This window comes from Imperialibacter sp. EC-SDR9 (assembly GCF_902498805.1).
In the GTDB taxonomy this organism is placed as follows: Bacteria; Bacteroidota; Bacteroidia; order Cytophagales; family Cyclobacteriaceae; genus Imperialibacter.
Genome location: NZ_LR701611.1, coordinates 20,515 through 36,673, shown reverse-complemented (window position 1 = coordinate 36,673; position 16,159 = coordinate 20,515). Strand labels below are relative to the sequence as shown.

The following is a 16,159-nucleotide window of genomic DNA, read 5'->3' as shown; positions in this document are numbered from 1 at the left end:
GCTGGAAAACTCCACAATGCTCCGCCATCACAAGGCATTGTCTTGAATGATAGTCTGAAGTTGCTCGTTATACTCGTTTAGTCTGGAGAGCAGTCTTTCTTTCGATTTGTCACTATCTAGTTCTATTTTTTGACCATCGTCAAACTTGATGTACGCCTGGCAGCTCTGCGACTGGAAATCAAATTTTGCTCCGCTTCGGCTCACCATCCTTTCTGATTCCACTATTTTGTTGATGAAAATCTTCTCGATGCCAGTATAGTTCTTCCAGGTACCGCTTTGAAACCAAAGCAGCGATACGAATTCTTTGTATTGCTTTTGAGAGGTGTCAATAGACAGCCCATATCTGGCAGTAAGCATAAGTGCGCCTAAAAAGATCGAAGCGGAAGAAACCAGAAAGCCGAACAGGTTGATGTGTTGTGTGAAAAATATGATGGCAAAGATTAAGGCGAGTATGCCAAAGAACCTGAATTGCTTTGGCAGCACATAGTCGTGCATGATATTGAGAGGCTCCATGGCGCTAAGTTTTTGGATAGATGAAATTACGATTCAATGGATAACAAAAAAAGCCACCTCGCTGGAAGTGGCTTTTGTAAATTCGGTTTTGACTTTGTTAGTGTGCGGCCTCAACGGCAGGCTTCTTGCCTTTCTGCCAGAAGAAGAAGATGGTGAATGCCACTATCAGGATGCCTGGGAAGAATAACATGGTAGTCAACGTCTCTTGTCCTGCAGCTAATTCCAGTGCATCTCCGGTAAGGCCCTGCGACAGCGCTTCAGCTCTGGCATCGTCAATCCATCCGCCAATTATTGGCTGCCAGATAGAAGTAGAAAACATACCTACACCACCGACGATAGACATACCGAGAGCACCACTAAGGGGAGCTCTTTGCGCAACGGCTCCAACCATAACTGGCCAGAAGTAGCAAACGCCAATGGCAAATATAACGGCTGCAGCGTAGGCCATAGGGCCGGTAACGGTACTGAATAGGTAGATTCCAATGAAAGTAAAAATAGCTCCTCCGAGTAAAACCCCGGTTTGGCCGAGAGCTTTTACAACCGGGCCGGCGAAGAATCGGCCTACTGCCATTACACCTGTGGTTAACGCCAATAGTACCATTCCGCTAACGCCACTGCTATTGAGTACAATGTTTACCCACTGCTGAGGGCCAAATTCTGAAATGGCTGTAAAGGCCATGAATACAAAGAGGAAAATGTAAACTGGTGAGATCATCGCCTTGAAGTTTTCAGCCAATGAGGACTGGCCTTCAATCTTAGGTTTAGGGAATGTTTGTCCCCAGAACAAATAGGCATACACAAGGGTAGGGATGATAAGCACCCAAATTTGAGACTGCCAGGTCATGCCGGCGTCGGTCATGAACTTTGAAATAAGGCTACCAATAACAATACCCCCAGGGAACCACATATGGAACCTGTTTAGCATTTTATTCATCGTTGTACCCGAATAGGAGTCAGCAATCATTGGGTTACACGCTGCTTCAGTACAGCCGTTGCCAAAGCCAATGAAAAGTGTCGAGATGATCAGGGTCCAGTAACCACCTGCATAGATGGTGAGCAGAATACCTATAGCATGTGACAAGAGGGCCACCTGCATGATAACTTTAGGGCCTACTGAGTAGTAAACCAGCCCACCAATGATCATGGAGATGGGAAAGCCCAAAAACCACATTGAATTGATGAAGCCGAGTTGTTCGGCAGTCAGGTTGAATTCCTGGCCCAGCTGGGGTAAAATTCCCGCCCGAATCGAAAAGGTGAAGGCAGTGGTGATCAGAGCAAAGCAACTGCCATAAAATAGCCTGTTCTTGTTATCTGTTTCAGACATGTGTAGTGTAGTTTAAGTGGTTCATAGAATTCCCTGAAATTATCATTATTTAAATTTTTTTAATATCCCTTTCACGTAAAAATACTTTTTACTAAATTTATTGTCATAAAAGCTAAATATTATGGAGTTAAGAGCTTTAAGCGACAATAATGTTAGTATGAGTAGTGTCTCGTCTTATGATTCGAGCCATTTCGATGACCAATATAAGATAAAGATCACTTCGAAGAAGCTTCACTCGGGAAGATGCCAGGTAAAATTTTATGCCAGTATTGCTGATCGCAAACAACTGTATGGCTATGTGCTGGTGAATGCTGAGGAAACACTTAAAAAAGTGATCGAGAGAATCCGTATGCGGCTTGATCGGATGAATACCAGTGATTCATTTCACCACATTAATTTGTACAGCATCGGCAAAAAGGATGCTGACGACCTTAACTTTATTATTTTTGACGCTTGATAACGCTATTGATATGGTTAATATAAACGAAAATATACGTTTTTTGAGAAAGCAGAAGGGCCTTACTCAGGAACAGTTTGCTGAGAAAGTCGGCATCAAGCGATCTGTGGTAGGAGCGTACGAGGAGGGGAGGGCATCGCCACCACTTGAAACGTTGCTTAAGATGGCTGAGCTTTTTCAAATCACAGCGGACGATTTTATCAGCAAAAACCTGAGTAAGGGAGAGACGGCATCGCCAATTGGAACTGGTGGAAGCTCACCACAGTTCAAGGTGTTGTCCATTACTGTGGACAAAGATGACAATGAGAACATAGAACTCGTGCCACAAAAAGCTTCTGCCGGCTATCTGAATGGATTTGCTGATCCGGAGTATATCGAAGAACTGCCACGTTTTCAATTGCCAGTGCTTCCAAAAAATGCTACTTACAGGGCATTTGAGATTAGCGGTGATTCCATGTTGCCCCTTGAAAGCGGCACGATTATCATAGGCCAATACCTGGAGAGTTCGGATCACATAAAGAATGGGAAAACCTATGTGCTTGTAACTAGCAAAGAGGGCGTTGTATACAAAAGGGTATTTAATTACCTGAAGGACAACGGCAAGCTATACCTGGTGTCCGACAATGCCGTTTACACACCTTATGAAATTCAGGGAAGTGATGTGCTGGAGATTTGGGAGGCGAAGGCTTTTATTAGCTTCAAGTTTCCTGATGACGGAAAGTCATCAGAGCTGAGCCTGGAAAAGCTTACACAAATAGTATTGGAGTTACAACAAGAGGTTGTTAAGCTGAAGGACCGCTAATAAGGTCTTCAAATGAAGCTTCCAGCTTGCTGAGCCATTCTTTCTTTTTACTGATATGGAGGTTGGTCTTTGACAGGTTGAACCATTGACCACCCCCAATATTCAGGAAGGTATCTCCCTTGGTATTATAGTTTGGTTGCACGTCCTCCGGGTAGTATTCGGCGATATAAATTTGCTTTAACACCTTTCCAAGCTTTTCCCAGGGGATTTTTTTATTGACAACCAATCCACCAAGCCGCTCTTCAATGAAGGCTTCTCTTTTTTCAAACGAACCTTTCAATGAAAGCTTTCTTTCGCCTTTCACAAAGTCCATCTCAAGTGGCTTTTCAACCTTAGCAGTTTCGATGCAGGCTTGCTGCAACTCCTGAAGCCAATATTCCCAGCTACCTGTGTTGGCAGGATATTTTGCCTCGTCTCCCGCAAGGGTCACTTTTATTTTGCACCGACTCAGTTTGTCAGCCTTGCCACTCCAGCTAGTTTTTTTGATTAGGTCTTCCAGCGATTCGTTCCATACGCCGGGAAGTGAGCCAGACCAGTTGATGTCATCATCTCCAGTGAATCCTTCGTTTAGTATTTCATCTTCCTCAAGCGCTTCTCTGTCTGTATATGTGAGGCTAAAAGAAACCGATACACTGTCAGCGGGTGCTAGCTCTGCATGAATATGAAAAGAATATGGAGCAGGAATGTTCTGTGTGAAATAGTCAATGGAGATTGTGTTGGTCATGTAGTTGTGCTTCAAAGGACAAATTTAAGACAAAACTGAATCAACTGTTTTCAATTTGTCGACTTTGCCGGACGATGTTTTTATAAAGTGCTCTAAAAAATAAATATGCTTCGGGGCATGATAGGCTGGGAGCTTGGCCTTTAAAGTTTCAATCAGACCAGAGACCTCGATGTTTTGAGCCGACTCAATGCAGAGAACTAACCTTTGGCCCAATTTTTCGTCAGGCACCCCAGATGTGAAGAACTGTGCGCCGGGCACCACAGCTTCGAGTTCGGAGGCAATGAGTTTGTCCACTTCTTCAGGGAATATTTTAATGCCCCCTGAATTCACGACATTGTCATAGCGGCCTTTCCATAAGAAGGTGGAAGGACTTGTTAGTTCCACAATATCGTTGGTGGTCACCGGTTCGTTCCCGGTTACCCCCCCGCTAACTACAAGGCATTCACGCTCGTCAGTTGCTAGTTCAATGCCGGGCAACGATTTAAATTCGTCGGAGATGTCTTCACCGTTTAGGAGTTTTAAGGCCACGTGGGAGATAGTCTCCGTCATTCCATACGTATGGTACACAGGAGGGGTAGTCAAGGTTAATTTTGTCAGATAGATTGCCTGAACAGGCGCTCCTCCGATGAGTATGGCACTGGCCTTGTTCAAAATTTGCGGTGCGGCGTCGAGCAAGTTGTATAATTGAACAGGAACCAGGGATATTAAACCCAAAGAAGGCAGCGCCTCAAGGTGATTCATTAATTGTGTTGTTGGGCTAATGATCTGCAAGGGCAGGTCATGGATAAGTGCTCGCACCAGTTGCATTTTTCCTCCAATATATCGGGCATCTATGCAAACCGTGACCGGTGTTCCCGGTGCAATCTTCAGAAAATTTATAGTTGCCTTGGCGCTGGCAATCATCTGGTTTCTGGTCACTTGAATTTCTTTTGGAATGCCAGTGGATCCAGATGTGTGGAGGGTGAAACTATTTGCGCCTGACAGCCATTGTTTGATGAATAGGAGAATTCCCTGTTCGTAGTTGTCGAATGTACTCAGGTTGTTAGCTGACGTCAAATCAACTTTTTTGTCGTTTAACCAGATGGTGCTATTGTAGGTCAATCAGTGGACAGTATTTAATGTTAATGATCAAATGAGGGCAAATAATAGATTTGTTGGACTGAATTTATATTTTTGATTTTCCATCAAATATAAGTTGATAACAATACTAGAACTTGGCAGAGTCTGATTTTTTACTGGTTGAGCGGTTACGCAATAAGGAAGAAGGGGCATTTGAGATTGTTTTCAACTCGTTCTACTCGATTCTTTGCAGCTATGCTAACAAATACCTGAATGACCCGGAGTCGGCAGAGGAAATTGTGCAGGATGTATTTGTTAAGTTTTGGGAGAAGTGTGAGTCACTGGCGCCCGACTCATCAGTTAAATCTTACTTGTTCAGGTCAGTACACAACACTTGCCTTAATCACCTGAAGCATTTGAAGGTAAGGGATGCCTATAAGCAATATGTTGTCAACTACCTTGAAAAAGAATCAACCTACGCCTATGGGATTCACGAAGAGCCGGATTTGGAACAGAGAATTGAGGTGGCAATAAGCTCGCTGCCCCCACAATGTCAGCGAATTTTTAGAATGAGCAGGTTTGACGGGCTGAAATACCAGGAAATAGCCGACCATATTGGTATTTCCGTAAAGACCGTTGAAGTGCAGATGGGTAAGGCACTTAGACTGCTGCGTGAAAAGCTGAAAGATTTTTTGAAAGACAATTGACAGTTGTTTTTTTGAATTAGCCCGCCAAATTTCAGAACTTAGGAAGCTATTGATACATAGCTTGATCCACTGCTAATGAACCGCATGCACATATGAAATCGCATAGATTTCATTTTTTGTTTTCAATACTGCTGTTAGGCTATTGCTGTACTGTGAGTGCGCAAAGTCAGAAGTCTGTGTTGGACAGGGTAATTGACGTTCAGGTTTGGGAGGTAAATCTGGACTCTGCAATTATCAGGGTGTCGGAGGTTTCTGGTATTTTTTTCTCTTACAACGCTGATATCGTACCCATCAAACAGAAATTCACATTAGCTGAGTCCAATAAGTCAGTCAAGTATGTGCTGAGCAAGCTTCTTACCGGCACTGGCCTGGAATATAAGCTCATCGGCGATCAGGTCATTATATTCAAGCCTCAGGTGACTGTTGAGGAGGCCAAGTTTAAGGAGCATGTGATGCTTTTTGGTACGGTAACCGACGACGCCACCGGCGTTCCTATTGAAGGGGTGAATGTTTTTGTTGCAAAGTCAATGTTGGGAGACGGCACTGATCAGAATGGCTTTTTTAGTATTGACCATCTGCCTTTGGGTACCTATGAGGTCACTTTTTCACATGTGGCCTATCAGCTGGGAGTAAAGAAAATCAACATTCAGGACACTACCGACATTGCGCTGCGGATAGCTTTGATTTCGAAGCTGGGTCAACTTGAAAGCATTGAGGTTATCTCCACCAGAGACAAAAGCTGGGAGAGGCACTTGCGAGCTTTTCAAACAGCCTTTCTGGGCTCTACACCTAATGCTTCCCGCTGTGTGATAACAAACGACCATGTACTGGACTTTCAATACTACGGAAACGACGACCTGCTCATAGGCTACGCCAGTGAGCCATTGATCATAGAGAACTGGGCCCTGGGTTACAGGATTTACTATGTGCTGGAGTTGTTTGAGCAACGGGGAGGAACGACGAGGTATGTAGGAAAATCCAGGTTTGAAGAGCTGACCCCTTCTGACGAGGGAGAGCTAAAGCGGTGGAACAAGAACCGTTTGCGAGCCTACCGTGGTTCGCTGGAACACTTTATCCGATCCTTAACGGCTAACAGGTTGCGAAAAGAAGGGTTTCTTGTTTATAAAGTATACGATTTGCCGACTTCCGGTCCTGTGCCATTTTACGAGGTTACTATCAATAACATACTAAAAAATGGATCACATTCGTATGAGAAAAAGTTGTCGTTTAAGGACTACCTCCAGGTAATGTACCTTCGGGAAACAGAGCCAATGTCGTACCTTGAGGAAAAGCAGAAGCTTCTTAGTAATAACCTGGCCTCACCGGCAGGACTTAATTACAGGATGGCTGGAGAGTCAGGAGGAAGCAGGCAGGTGTCCTACTTGCAGTTGAACATTCCAACGGTGTCGGTAGATAGACGAGGATTTATTTACGACCCATTGGCCGTTACAACTTTGGGGTACTGGTCATGGGAAAGGTTGGCGGAAAGTCTGCCGATTGAATATGAGCCCGAAACCCGACCTCGCAAATAAGTTTTCTGTGTATCTTTGCACGTTTATTGTATAATTGGATAAGGGTCGGGTAAGCAGATAGTGTTACAAGACTAGATATTTCTAATAGGTCGAAAATGATAGAATTGTTGGCTAAATACCTCTCAGGTAATGCCAGTTTAGAAGAGCAGCAGCAAGTTGAAGAATGGAGAAACGAAAATCAAGAAGAGTTTCTTTCGTTCTCAGAAGCATGGTCTGCTACTGACGTAAAGTCCTTTGATGTTGAGAAGGCAAGGGGCTCCGTTATGGGGAGAATTTCCACCCAAAAGAATTTTGCTCAGGTAAGAGAGCCAGCTAGCGGCTTCTCCGGGAAGATATGGGCTGTAGCAGCATCTATTGTTGTGCTGCTGGGTATAGGATACTTTCTTTTTGTGGGTAGCGGTGCTAACACCAGTGACGAAATAACCGTTGACGGATGGGTGGTAGTAGAAACCGATGCTGGTGAGTCTAAGGATGTTAAGCTGTCTGATGGGTCTGTGGTTGCTATGAGCGAGATGTCACGGCTTAGTTACCCCACTCAATTTGCAGATGAAAGAAGAGTTGTGTTCAATGGCAAGGCATTTTTTGACATAACGCCTGATCCTGACCATGCGTTCAAGGTAGAAACTATCGAGGCGCTGGTAACTGTTGTTGGTACTTCGTTTCAGGTGAAGACCGAAAGTGAAGCGAAGTATTCGGAGGTAATTGTTGAAACTGGCGTAGTGAGCCTGACTAAAAAACCACAGCCCAATGTGGCTGAGAGGCCGATAAAGGTCGAGCTGTTTCCAGGTGAAACAGGTGTGGTTAGAAGGGAAGGTCAGGGCGTGTCCAAGTCGAAGAACATGAACCAAAACTACCTGGCATGGAAGACCAATAAGATGGTGTTCAAGCAGACAAGCATGAAGGAGGTGGTGAATACGCTTAACGAAGTTTACAAAGCCGACATCAGGCTGGCTAATAAGGATATTGGCGATTGCCGATTGACAGCTACTTTTGATGGCAAACCTATCAGCGAGGTGATGGAAGTAATCAGCCAGACGTTTTCTTTTGAAGTGACTGGTTCTAAGAATAAGTATGAAATAGACGGAAAAGCCTGTAGGTAGGCTTGTCTGGCAAGAAATAAAAAAAGGGTGCGCTAGCTCCCTTTTTTCGTTTATGGAAACTTTGGAAATTTCTTGAAGTCAGGTGCTCTTTTTTCAAGGAAGGCATTTTTTCCTTCCTGAGCTTCCTCAGTGAAATAATAGAGCAAAGTTGCATTGCCTGCCAGTTCCTGAATACCAGCCTGCCCATCCAGTTCAGCGTTGAGACCCATTTTGATCATTCTCAAAGCCATAGGACTGCGCTGCATCATGATCCTGCACCATTCCACTGTAGTCTCCTCCAGCTGATCCAGCGGCACAACTTTGTTGACCATGCCCATGTCTTCAGCTTCTTTGGCGCTGTATTGCTGACAAAGAAACCAGATTTCACGGGCCTTCTTTTGCCCTACATGGCGAGCCAGGTAGCTCGAACCAAAGCCAGCATCGAAACTTCCCACTTTAGGGCCTGTTTGCCCGAAAATGGCATTTTCTGAAGCAATGGTTAGGTCGCAAACCACGTGAAGCACGTGACCACCACCAATGGCGAAGCCATTGACCATGGCTACCACAGGCTTAGGCAGTGACCGTATTTTCTTTTGCAGGTCAAGCACATTCAGGCGGGGAACACCGTCTTTGCCCACATATCCGCCAATGCCTTTTACGTTTTGATCGCCACCGCTACAAAAAGCCTTGTCGCCTTCTCCGGTAAGCACAACCACGTAAACGTCCGGGTCTTCCCGGCAGTAGTCCATTGCCTCCGACATTTCATTGACTGTTTGCGGTCTGAATGCGTTGCGTACTTCCGGGCGGTTGATAGTTATTTTGGCTATTCCTTCCAGGAATTCAAAGCGAATGTCTTCGTACTCCTTTATCGTTTGCCATTCAAATTTTGATACCATGTCAGGTGTTTATATGAGATTTGAAATGATTAAAGAACAACTGATTGTTTTCCTTGTTTGTTTCAACTTCAAAGATAGCCCGATTCTCATCTTCCATAAATGAGATCAGCTGGCTATTGAAATCTTCCTCGCCAGTACTTTTGAAATAGCTAAAACCAAATTCCTCTGCCATTCTCACGGCAGTTCTCGGTTGTTGCGTTTCAAAAAGTTCTTCTAGTTCTGGCTGCTGGGAAGGCCCGGGAATAAGCCGGAAAATCCCGCCACCGTGATTGTTTAAGAGTAAGATCTTGAAATTGGCGGGCAGGTAATTGTGCCAAAAGGCATTGATATCGTAGAAGAAAGACACATCCCCTGTAATCAGATAGTTGGGGACAGCACAAGTGAGAGTAATGCCGACAGCGGTGCTGGTGCTGCCATCTATACCGCTGGTGCCTCTGTTCGCATGCACCGAAATATTGTTTTGCTGGGAACTGAGGCCTACAAAATTGGCATATCTCACCGCCATGCTATTGGCGAGGTGCAATTTGGCTTCTCCTGAAATGCTTTTGATAAACCTGTATGCTGCCTGAAATTCGTTGAAAGGTTGGTGAGTAAAAATGCTGTTAAAATTCTCCTTCACTTTCTCATCGGGACTTCTCCAGCTTTCCATGAATTCTGGAGATTTTGGTGCGACACCCGTGTCAAGTAGTTGTTTGAAAAAGTGAGGAGGACTCATCCTAACAATTCGTGTAAGTGATTGCATCGGATCCGGAACGTTGTCGGCCTGGGCAATGTGCCAGTGGGCAATGGCCTGGTGCTGCCTGAGAAACAGTTTGAGGTTCTTGCTGATCACCGACTGCCCTAAAGTGATCAGAAGCTCAGGCTTTAAACTAGCAGAGGCTTTTGGTAAAAAAGCATCCGAATGCCTGATAGTGCCTGCAAAGCCATGCAGGTTGGCAATGATGTCGGCCACGACAGGAATATTGAGCTTAAGCGATACAATCGAAAGAGCGTCGATAAGCGACTTGTCGGGTTTGTGCTGCCCAACGACTATGACAATTTTGGCATACTGGCTTAATTCTTCCGATAGGCGCAAAAGTGTGTCTTTGCCTGGGGAGTTTTCAAATGCAGGTTCGTCTATGAGCTTTATCGCTTTGTCAAAGACCAGTTTTTCGCCTTTTTCAGGGTAGAAAGGCTCCCTCAAGGGTACATTAATATGCACCGGGCCATTCCCGAGCGACCTGGAACAGTTGATGGCCTCGTTCACCAACCGATGTGAGAACCATAAGGCATCCTTATGTTCGAAACTGTCGGGAAAGCTGAAAGACTTTTTTATATGAGGCTCAAATATTGCCTTCTGATTGATTGTTTGGCCATCCCATTGTTCAAGCCATTCTGGTGGCCGGTCGGCTGTTAATACCAGCAAGGGGATGTTTCGGTAGTAAGCCTCAGTGACCGCTGGGGCATAGTTAAGTACAGCGGTGCCTGATGTGCAGATAAGTATCGTTGGAGTTTCTGTTCGCTCAGCCATGCCCAATGCGATAAACGCAGCTGCCCGTTCATCGGGAATTGTGTATATGTTGAAGTCGCCGTGCCGGTTAAAGGCAAGCGTAAGAGGTGCACAACGTGAGCCGGGAGAAAGCACGACATTACGCAGTCCTTTCAGGTAACAAATGCTGGCTATATCGTTGATTGCTTTGATAACCATGTTGTGGCTTAGAACAGACACATAAGCGTTTGAAGTTTCAGTTCGGTTTCTTCAAATTCTTTCTCCGCTATCGAATCTTCGGTAACTCCAGCTCCAGCAAATAACCTGGCCCTATCTGAAAGTAGTTTCATGGACCTCAAGTTAACATAAAGCTGGGTGCTGCCTTGCATATTTAAGGGGCCCAGATAGCCCGTGTAAAATTCCCTGTCGAAGCCTTCAAACTCCTTAAGGAATTGCAGCGATGGCTCCAGTGGCATGCCACAAACTGCCGAGGTGGGGTGGAGTAAATCCAGCATCACGCTACCTAACTGCGGGAAATTGACGGCCTCCATGTCCACGTAGAACTCTGTTTTCAGGTGGGCCAGATTACCTGCCTTCACAGACTTGGGGCCCTTTTCTTCATACTCCCTTAATCGTATTTTTTTAAAGCAGTTGATAATGTACCGGCAAACCAAGGCTTGTTCTTCAATTTCCTTTTGGGTCCAGGCTACCTGGGAAAGATCGCCTGACTCGGGAATTTTTTGAGTGCCGGCTAAAGCCACACTCTTGAACCACCTGCCATCTACTATGCTGAGCAAAAGCTCCGGAGTCGCTCCCATCCATATGCCAACACCGGGAATGCCGAAAATATAGACGAAGGCGTTGGGGTATAGCTGGTGAAGCTTTTCAAAGGCGGATATAAAGTCCCAGCCTGTTGGGTAGTAAACCTCGGAAAATCGGGAAGGCACCACTTTATGAAATACTTCCGCTTTTATGTTTTCCTTTGCTTTGTTTACAATGTCTATAAACTGGGCTTTTTCACTATTGGCGGTGTTGCCCGTGGTTGGGAAGTACGATTCGAGTGATGCTGGGCCTAGCGGTTCAGATGAATCCTTGATAAATGAGTCAGTGTGCTCATTAATTACACCAACAGCCGGGTTTACCTGGAAGCCGGAACTATTGTCGGTCGGAGTAAATACAAGATCCGCATTGATTTTGATATTTTTTTTTCTACCCTCGTTCAGGAAAGGGCTTACAATAAAACCAGGGCTGGCTTCTTCTAAGTCTCCCTTGTCTGTTGATGGTTGCTCGCCCAGGTCAACGATTCCCTGGAGTTGGGGTTGACCTTGTTTTTTCCAAAAAGCGAACGATTTCTTTCCATTAATGGCTCCCGAAATGGTCTCCCTGATGTGAAGCTCTCTGATCTCTGTTTCCGTACTGCTCTTCTCCTTCAAAAAAGTGGTCGTTTATGAATGGTGTCGAAATTTAGCACTGAATGAATTACCCGCAAAACAGCCTGTTGAATTAAAATGTTTATAGGGGGACATATTTATTCTTTACTCGTAATTTTGTGGCTCATTTGACAACTAGAGCGTGAAGCAGTTATACATCGTTAGGCATGGGGAAACCCAGTTTAACAGGGAAAAGAAGGTACAGGGGCGAGGAGTGAATGCCCCGCTGAACCAAACAGGACAAGAGCAAGCCAGGGCATTTTTCAATCATTACAAAGATGAAAAGTTCAATAAGGTATACGTGTCTTCGTTGATTCGTACCTATCAGTCAGTGGAATCATTTATTAATCAGGGTATACCCCACGAGAAACTTGAAGGACTGGATGAGATTAGCTGGGGGAATAAAGAGGGACTTGCCTTTGAACCAGACATCCACAGTCATTACCTGACCACACTTGAGGCATGGCAACGAGGTGAGCTTGATCAGCGGATAGATGGGGGAGAGTCGCCGATTGAGGTCATGGAAAGGCAGAAGCAGGCAATGAATTATATTCTAAGCAAATCAGATGAAGAAAAAGTGCTGATATGTATGCACGGACGAGCTATTCGAATTCTCGTTTGCTGGATGCTCGGTTATCCGCTTCAGCTAATGGAGAGCTTTGGCCATTCAAACCTTGGTTTGTACGTTTTCAACTACACCGGGGGGCAGCTTTCGATGGTGACGTCCAATGATGTCAGCCATCTCGTAGGTGTGGAACTAATCTGAAGTCAGCCGGGCTAGCTCTCTTTCAGCGCTCGAATCGATGCTGGCTTTGTAAGGATGGTTATCGAATGCCATTGCTTTTTCAAAATACCCTTTTGCTTCTTTGGCTTTCCCAGCATTCTTCATAATAAGCCCAAGCTGTAAAGCAGCATTAGCACCCATGTACCACGGCTGCCGTTCGGAGAGCTTCAAGGCCTGTTGGTAATGAGGGATAGCTTCAAAATTTTCTCCTTGCAAATGATAGAGCCTCGCCAAGCGATAATAGTATTCACATAGCCACTTTCCATCAAGTTCCGATGGTTTTGCAACGGACAGTTGCCCCTGAGCTTCTTTCCAATAACCTCCGTCAGTTAAAAGTCTGGCCTTTAGCAGCGGGATCGGATATTGGTTTATTTCTGTTAGAAATACATCCGCATTTCTGTCTGGTTCAGTGGTGCTTCGCTGCATTTTTGCAGCCTTTTCGCTCCAGCTATTTGCACTGGGTGTGTCGTTTTCCAGGTAATAGGAGGCCGCTATTTTGCTCATTGCATCTTTCTTGAAGCTCTCGCCATTACACGATTGGATGAACATGGCGTAGTACTCCCGGGCTTTTGCCATATCCATTTTTTCAAGATACAGGTCGCCAAAAAGGTAATATACTGGAGCGAGTTTTTTTTGTTGACCTGCTGGTATTTTCGATAAGATCGCCAGTGCCTGTTCACCCTTGTGCGCTTTGTTGAGAGAAGTGGCCAGCATAAAATGGGCAAGGGTGCTGTTGGGCTGCTTTTCGAGGGTTTGCAAAAACAGGGCAGTTGCTTTTGCTGGCTCATGGAGTGGGTAGGCATAGAAGTATCCAAGGATGATGAGGGCCTCGTCAGCCAACGGACTGTTGCTGGATGAAAGCCTAGTGAGTTGTTCAATTCCCCTGGCGATATCGCCCTGAAGACCAATCAATCGGATGGCCCATTCGTACTTTTCGGGCGTGAGACCAATGAGGATGTTGATGACACCAGATGACTTTAAGAACGGGAGGATTTTGTCATCACGGTTTTGAAGCTCATCTATTTGGTTGTGGACCTGCATCAAACTGTAAAGCCCCGACAGGTAGTCCCCAAATTTGATTTTAAATAGCGCCTCCTGCAATTTCATATCTGCCAAATAGAATGCTTTTCTGGCATCGCCGTCCGATAGTTCCTCAATCCAAGTTCTTCTCTCATGGAGATTGCTGAGGTAGTTTTCGTAGAAGCTGTCGTCCTCAGTGTAGATCATCTGAAGAAAGTCGCTGAGGTTAAGGAGGTAGGCTTTTTCTGGTGAGCTGGGGAGAGTTGCCAGGAGGGGCTTGGCCTCAGAGAGCCTGTATTGTAGAATTAGTTCGTGGGTTGCTACCACAGAGGGCTCCCATCCAAGCTCGGTTTGCATGGCGGAAGTGTGAAAAAATGAGAGGAGGGCAAACAAAAACAGGCGAACCTTGAGGCTCACCTGCTTATATGGGATACAAACGAATGGCAAGAAATTACTTTCTCGTCCGTTTTGTTGTTTTGCCTTTTGTGTCTTCTTCTTCAATCTCGTCATCAACTCCAGCTAATATACGACCGCAGTGTTCACATACGATGAGTTTTTTCTTCTCTCTGATGTCAGCTTGTCTTTGAGGAGGAACAATGTTGAAACACCCACCACATGCGCCTCTGCGCACAGGAACAACAGCTAAGCCGTTTACTGCGTTAGCCCTTGTTTTGTCGTAGGATTTGAGCAAACGCTCTTCGATCTTCGCTGCTGCGGCTTCACGCTTTTTGCTAAGTGCTTTTTCGTCGTCTTCGCTTTCTTTCACGATGACGTCAAGCTCTTTTTTCTTGCTTTCAAGGTCTTTGCTGCGTTCGCTAAGAACGTCCTTCGTTCCTTGTATTTCTTCTTTTTTGGTATCGATCTTTACGTAAGCCTCTTTGATCCTTTTTTCAAGAATTTGTATTTCAAGCTGCTGTAATTCAATCTCCTTGGTGATTGCGTCGTACTCACGATTGTTGCGGACATTCATTTGCTGCTCACCGTACTTTTTGATGAGTTTTTCTGCGTCCTTAATTGCGGTCTTGTTGTCTGAAATAGAGCCTTCAAGTTCTTCCAAATCCTGGTTGAACTTCTGAACCCTGGTCTCATAACCGGCAATTTCATCCTCAAGGTCCATCACTTCTTCTGGAAGTGCTCCCCTGATTTTTTTTATTTCGTCGAGGTTTGAATCAATTTCTTGGAGGTTGCTGAGCGATTCTAATTTTTGTGCTACGGTGCTTTCCATTCAGTTCTATAAGTAATATCTGACGGGGTTTGTGTTTGCTTTAGACAAACGGAGTGCAATATTAGTGAATTTTTGTTTTAATTTCCTATGAAGCAGGTTTTTTGTAGAGACCTCACTTTCATAGTGCCCAATATCTGCCACGAGTACCCTGCCTTCGGCATCAAAATACTCGTGATATTTGAAGTCGGACGTCACAAATGCGTCGGCCGATTGCTTTTTGGCGCTTTCAAGTAAGAAGCTTCCAGCCCCGCCGCAAACTGCTACGGTATGTATCTTCTTGTTGACCGGTGTATATTTTATTACCTGAAGGTCGAAAACTTCCTTAAGATGGGCCAGAAATTTATCGGGTTGCATGGGTTCGGGCAGGGTGCCAATCATTCCCGATCCAACTTCCTGATATTGGTTTTGCAGCGAAGTGAGGTAATAGGCTACTTCTTCATATGGGTGGGCAGTTTGAAGTGTGTTTACGATCAATTGACTCAAATGCGATGGGAAGATTAGCTCCAGGCGATCTTCATGTACTTGCTCAAGCTGGTGAGGGGTACCTATGTGCGGGTTTGCCTTGTCGTTTGGACGGAAGCTGCCTGTGCCCGCCACCCGAAAACTACAGTGGTCATAGTTGCCGATGTGTCCGGCGCCCGCTTCGTGCAAGGCCGCCAGAACCTCACCGGTATTGTCTTTTGGACAAAATGTAACAATTTTGGAAAGGATTCCTGATTTTGGAGCCAGTATTCTCTGATTTTTCAGTCCTATGATGTTGGCAATTTCGGCGTTGACACCGTCAAGTACATTGTCAAGATTTGTGTGGATGGCGTAAATAGCAACGTCGTGTTGGATAGCCTTGATCACTGTTCGCTCCACATAGTTGCTTCCGGTGAGTGTCTTAAGTCCCTTGAAGACAATAGGGTGATGGGCAACAATAAGACTACAGCCGGTGGCAATAGCCTCATCAACAATTTCTTCTGTGGCATCAAGCGAAATGAGTACTCCTGAGACATGATTCGAAGAATTGCCTACTATCAAGCCAGCGTTGTCGTAACTCTCCTGATACGCCCTTGGAGCCAGAGTCTCCAGGTACGAGATTATTTCTTTGATCCTTATTTCTTCTTTGCTCATTCGCTTCTCCTTATCGCAAGTAT

Annotated in this window: 16 protein-coding genes; 6 read left to right on the top strand and 10 right to left on the bottom strand. The window is 45.2% G+C overall.

Going from position 1 to position 16,159, the window contains the following annotated elements; genetic code table 11:
* Positions 1-27 precede the first annotated feature (27 nt).
* On the bottom strand, positions 28-513 hold the full coding sequence (locus GC130_RS23960) for a hypothetical protein (RefSeq protein WP_152000904.1): 486 nt from the start codon (positions 511-513) through the stop codon (positions 28-30).
* Positions 514-610: 97 nt separating this feature from the next.
* Entirely contained in the window at positions 611-1,837 is a 1,227-nt protein-coding gene (locus GC130_RS23955) for a sugar MFS transporter (RefSeq protein WP_152000903.1), read from the bottom strand.
* Between the two features lie 121 nt (positions 1,838-1,958).
* Here GC130_RS23955 and GC130_RS23950 point away from each other — a divergent pair, with 121 nt between their 5' ends.
* Together GC130_RS23950 and GC130_RS23945 are read left to right on the top strand one after the other, a co-directional pair.
* A complete protein-coding gene (locus GC130_RS23950; protein WP_152000902.1) occupies positions 1,959-2,294 on the top strand; it encodes a hypothetical protein in 336 nt (111 codons plus the stop codon).
* Between the two features lie 13 nt (positions 2,295-2,307).
* Positions 2,308-3,096, top strand: coding sequence for a LexA family transcriptional regulator (locus GC130_RS23945; RefSeq protein ID WP_152000901.1), 789 nt, complete (start codon positions 2,308-2,310; stop codon positions 3,094-3,096).
* Here the strand turns inward: GC130_RS23945 and GC130_RS23940 are convergent.
* On the bottom strand, positions 3,077-3,835 hold the full coding sequence (locus GC130_RS23940; protein ID WP_152000900.1) for a hypothetical protein: 759 nt from the start codon (positions 3,833-3,835) through the stop codon (positions 3,077-3,079). The two genes, GC130_RS23945 and GC130_RS23940, sit on opposite strands and share 20 nt — an antisense overlap.
* A gap of 9 nt (positions 3,836-3,844) precedes the next feature.
* A complete protein-coding gene (locus GC130_RS23935) occupies positions 3,845-4,921 on the bottom strand; it encodes an AMP-binding protein (protein WP_152000899.1) in 1,077 nt (358 codons plus the stop codon).
* Between the two features lie 113 nt (positions 4,922-5,034).
* On the opposite strand from GC130_RS23935, the gene GC130_RS23930 reads away from it, so the two are divergent.
* The 3 genes from GC130_RS23930 (at position 5,035) to GC130_RS23920 (ending at position 8,218) form a co-directional block, all read left to right on the top strand.
* Positions 5,035-5,586 carry an RNA polymerase sigma-70 factor gene (locus GC130_RS23930; RefSeq protein ID WP_152000898.1) on the top strand — a complete coding sequence of 184 codons (552 nt, stop codon included), beginning with the start codon at positions 5,035-5,037 and terminating at the stop codon, positions 5,584-5,586.
* Positions 5,587-5,678: 92 nt separating this feature from the next.
* The gene (locus tag GC130_RS23925) at positions 5,679-7,118 is read left to right on the top strand and encodes a carboxypeptidase-like regulatory domain-containing protein (protein WP_152000897.1); all 1,440 of its coding nucleotides are present in this window, start codon (positions 5,679-5,681) and stop codon (positions 7,116-7,118) included.
* 95 nt (positions 7,119-7,213) lie between these two features.
* Positions 7,214-8,218 (top strand): FecR family protein, encoded by a 1,005-nt coding sequence (locus tag GC130_RS23920; RefSeq protein ID WP_152000896.1) that lies wholly within the window; start codon positions 7,214-7,216, stop codon positions 8,216-8,218.
* 50 nt (positions 8,219-8,268) lie between these two features.
* On the opposite strand, the gene menB is transcribed toward GC130_RS23920, so the two are convergent.
* The 3 genes from menB to GC130_RS23905 are packed head-to-tail and all read right to left on the bottom strand — an operon-like array spanning position 8,269 to position 11,994.
* A complete protein-coding gene (menB, locus tag GC130_RS23915) occupies positions 8,269-9,093 on the bottom strand; it encodes a 1,4-dihydroxy-2-naphthoyl-CoA synthase (RefSeq protein ID WP_152000895.1) in 825 nt (274 codons plus the stop codon).
* A gap of 1 nt (position 9,094) precedes the next feature.
* Complete coding sequence (gene menD, locus GC130_RS23910; RefSeq protein WP_152000894.1) at positions 9,095-10,780, bottom strand: 2-succinyl-5-enolpyruvyl-6-hydroxy-3-cyclohexene-1-carboxylic-acid synthase; 1,686 nt, start codon at positions 10,778-10,780, stop codon at positions 9,095-9,097.
* A gap of 8 nt (positions 10,781-10,788) precedes the next feature.
* The gene (locus GC130_RS23905; RefSeq protein ID WP_152000893.1) at positions 10,789-11,994 is read right to left on the bottom strand and encodes a chorismate-binding protein; all 1,206 of its coding nucleotides are present in this window, start codon (positions 11,992-11,994) and stop codon (positions 10,789-10,791) included.
* Positions 11,995-12,133: 139 nt separating this feature from the next.
* On the opposite strand from GC130_RS23905, the gene GC130_RS23900 reads away from it, so the two are divergent.
* Positions 12,134-12,757 (top strand): histidine phosphatase family protein, encoded by a 624-nt coding sequence (locus GC130_RS23900; RefSeq protein ID WP_152000892.1) that lies wholly within the window; start codon positions 12,134-12,136, stop codon positions 12,755-12,757.
* On the opposite strand, the gene GC130_RS23895 is transcribed toward GC130_RS23900, so the two are convergent.
* Genes GC130_RS23895 through GC130_RS23885 form a run of 3 tightly spaced genes read right to left on the bottom strand, consistent with a single transcriptional unit; the run spans position 12,749 to position 16,136 of the window.
* Positions 12,749-14,305, bottom strand: coding sequence for a tetratricopeptide repeat protein (locus tag GC130_RS23895; protein ID WP_152000891.1), 1,557 nt, complete (start codon positions 14,303-14,305; stop codon positions 12,749-12,751). The two genes, GC130_RS23900 and GC130_RS23895, sit on opposite strands and share 9 nt — an antisense overlap.
* Positions 14,247-15,020: a zinc ribbon domain-containing protein gene (locus GC130_RS23890; protein WP_152000890.1), complete on the bottom strand. Its 774-nt coding sequence runs from the start codon at positions 15,018-15,020 to the stop codon at positions 14,247-14,249. The genes GC130_RS23895 and GC130_RS23890 overlap by 59 nt, the downstream gene beginning before the upstream one ends.
* A gap of 6 nt (positions 15,021-15,026) precedes the next feature.
* Positions 15,027-16,136, bottom strand: a complete 1,110-nt coding sequence (locus GC130_RS23885) for a Nif3-like dinuclear metal center hexameric protein (RefSeq protein WP_152000889.1) — start codon at positions 16,134-16,136, stop codon at positions 15,027-15,029.
* Positions 16,137-16,159: the final 23 nt, after the last annotated feature.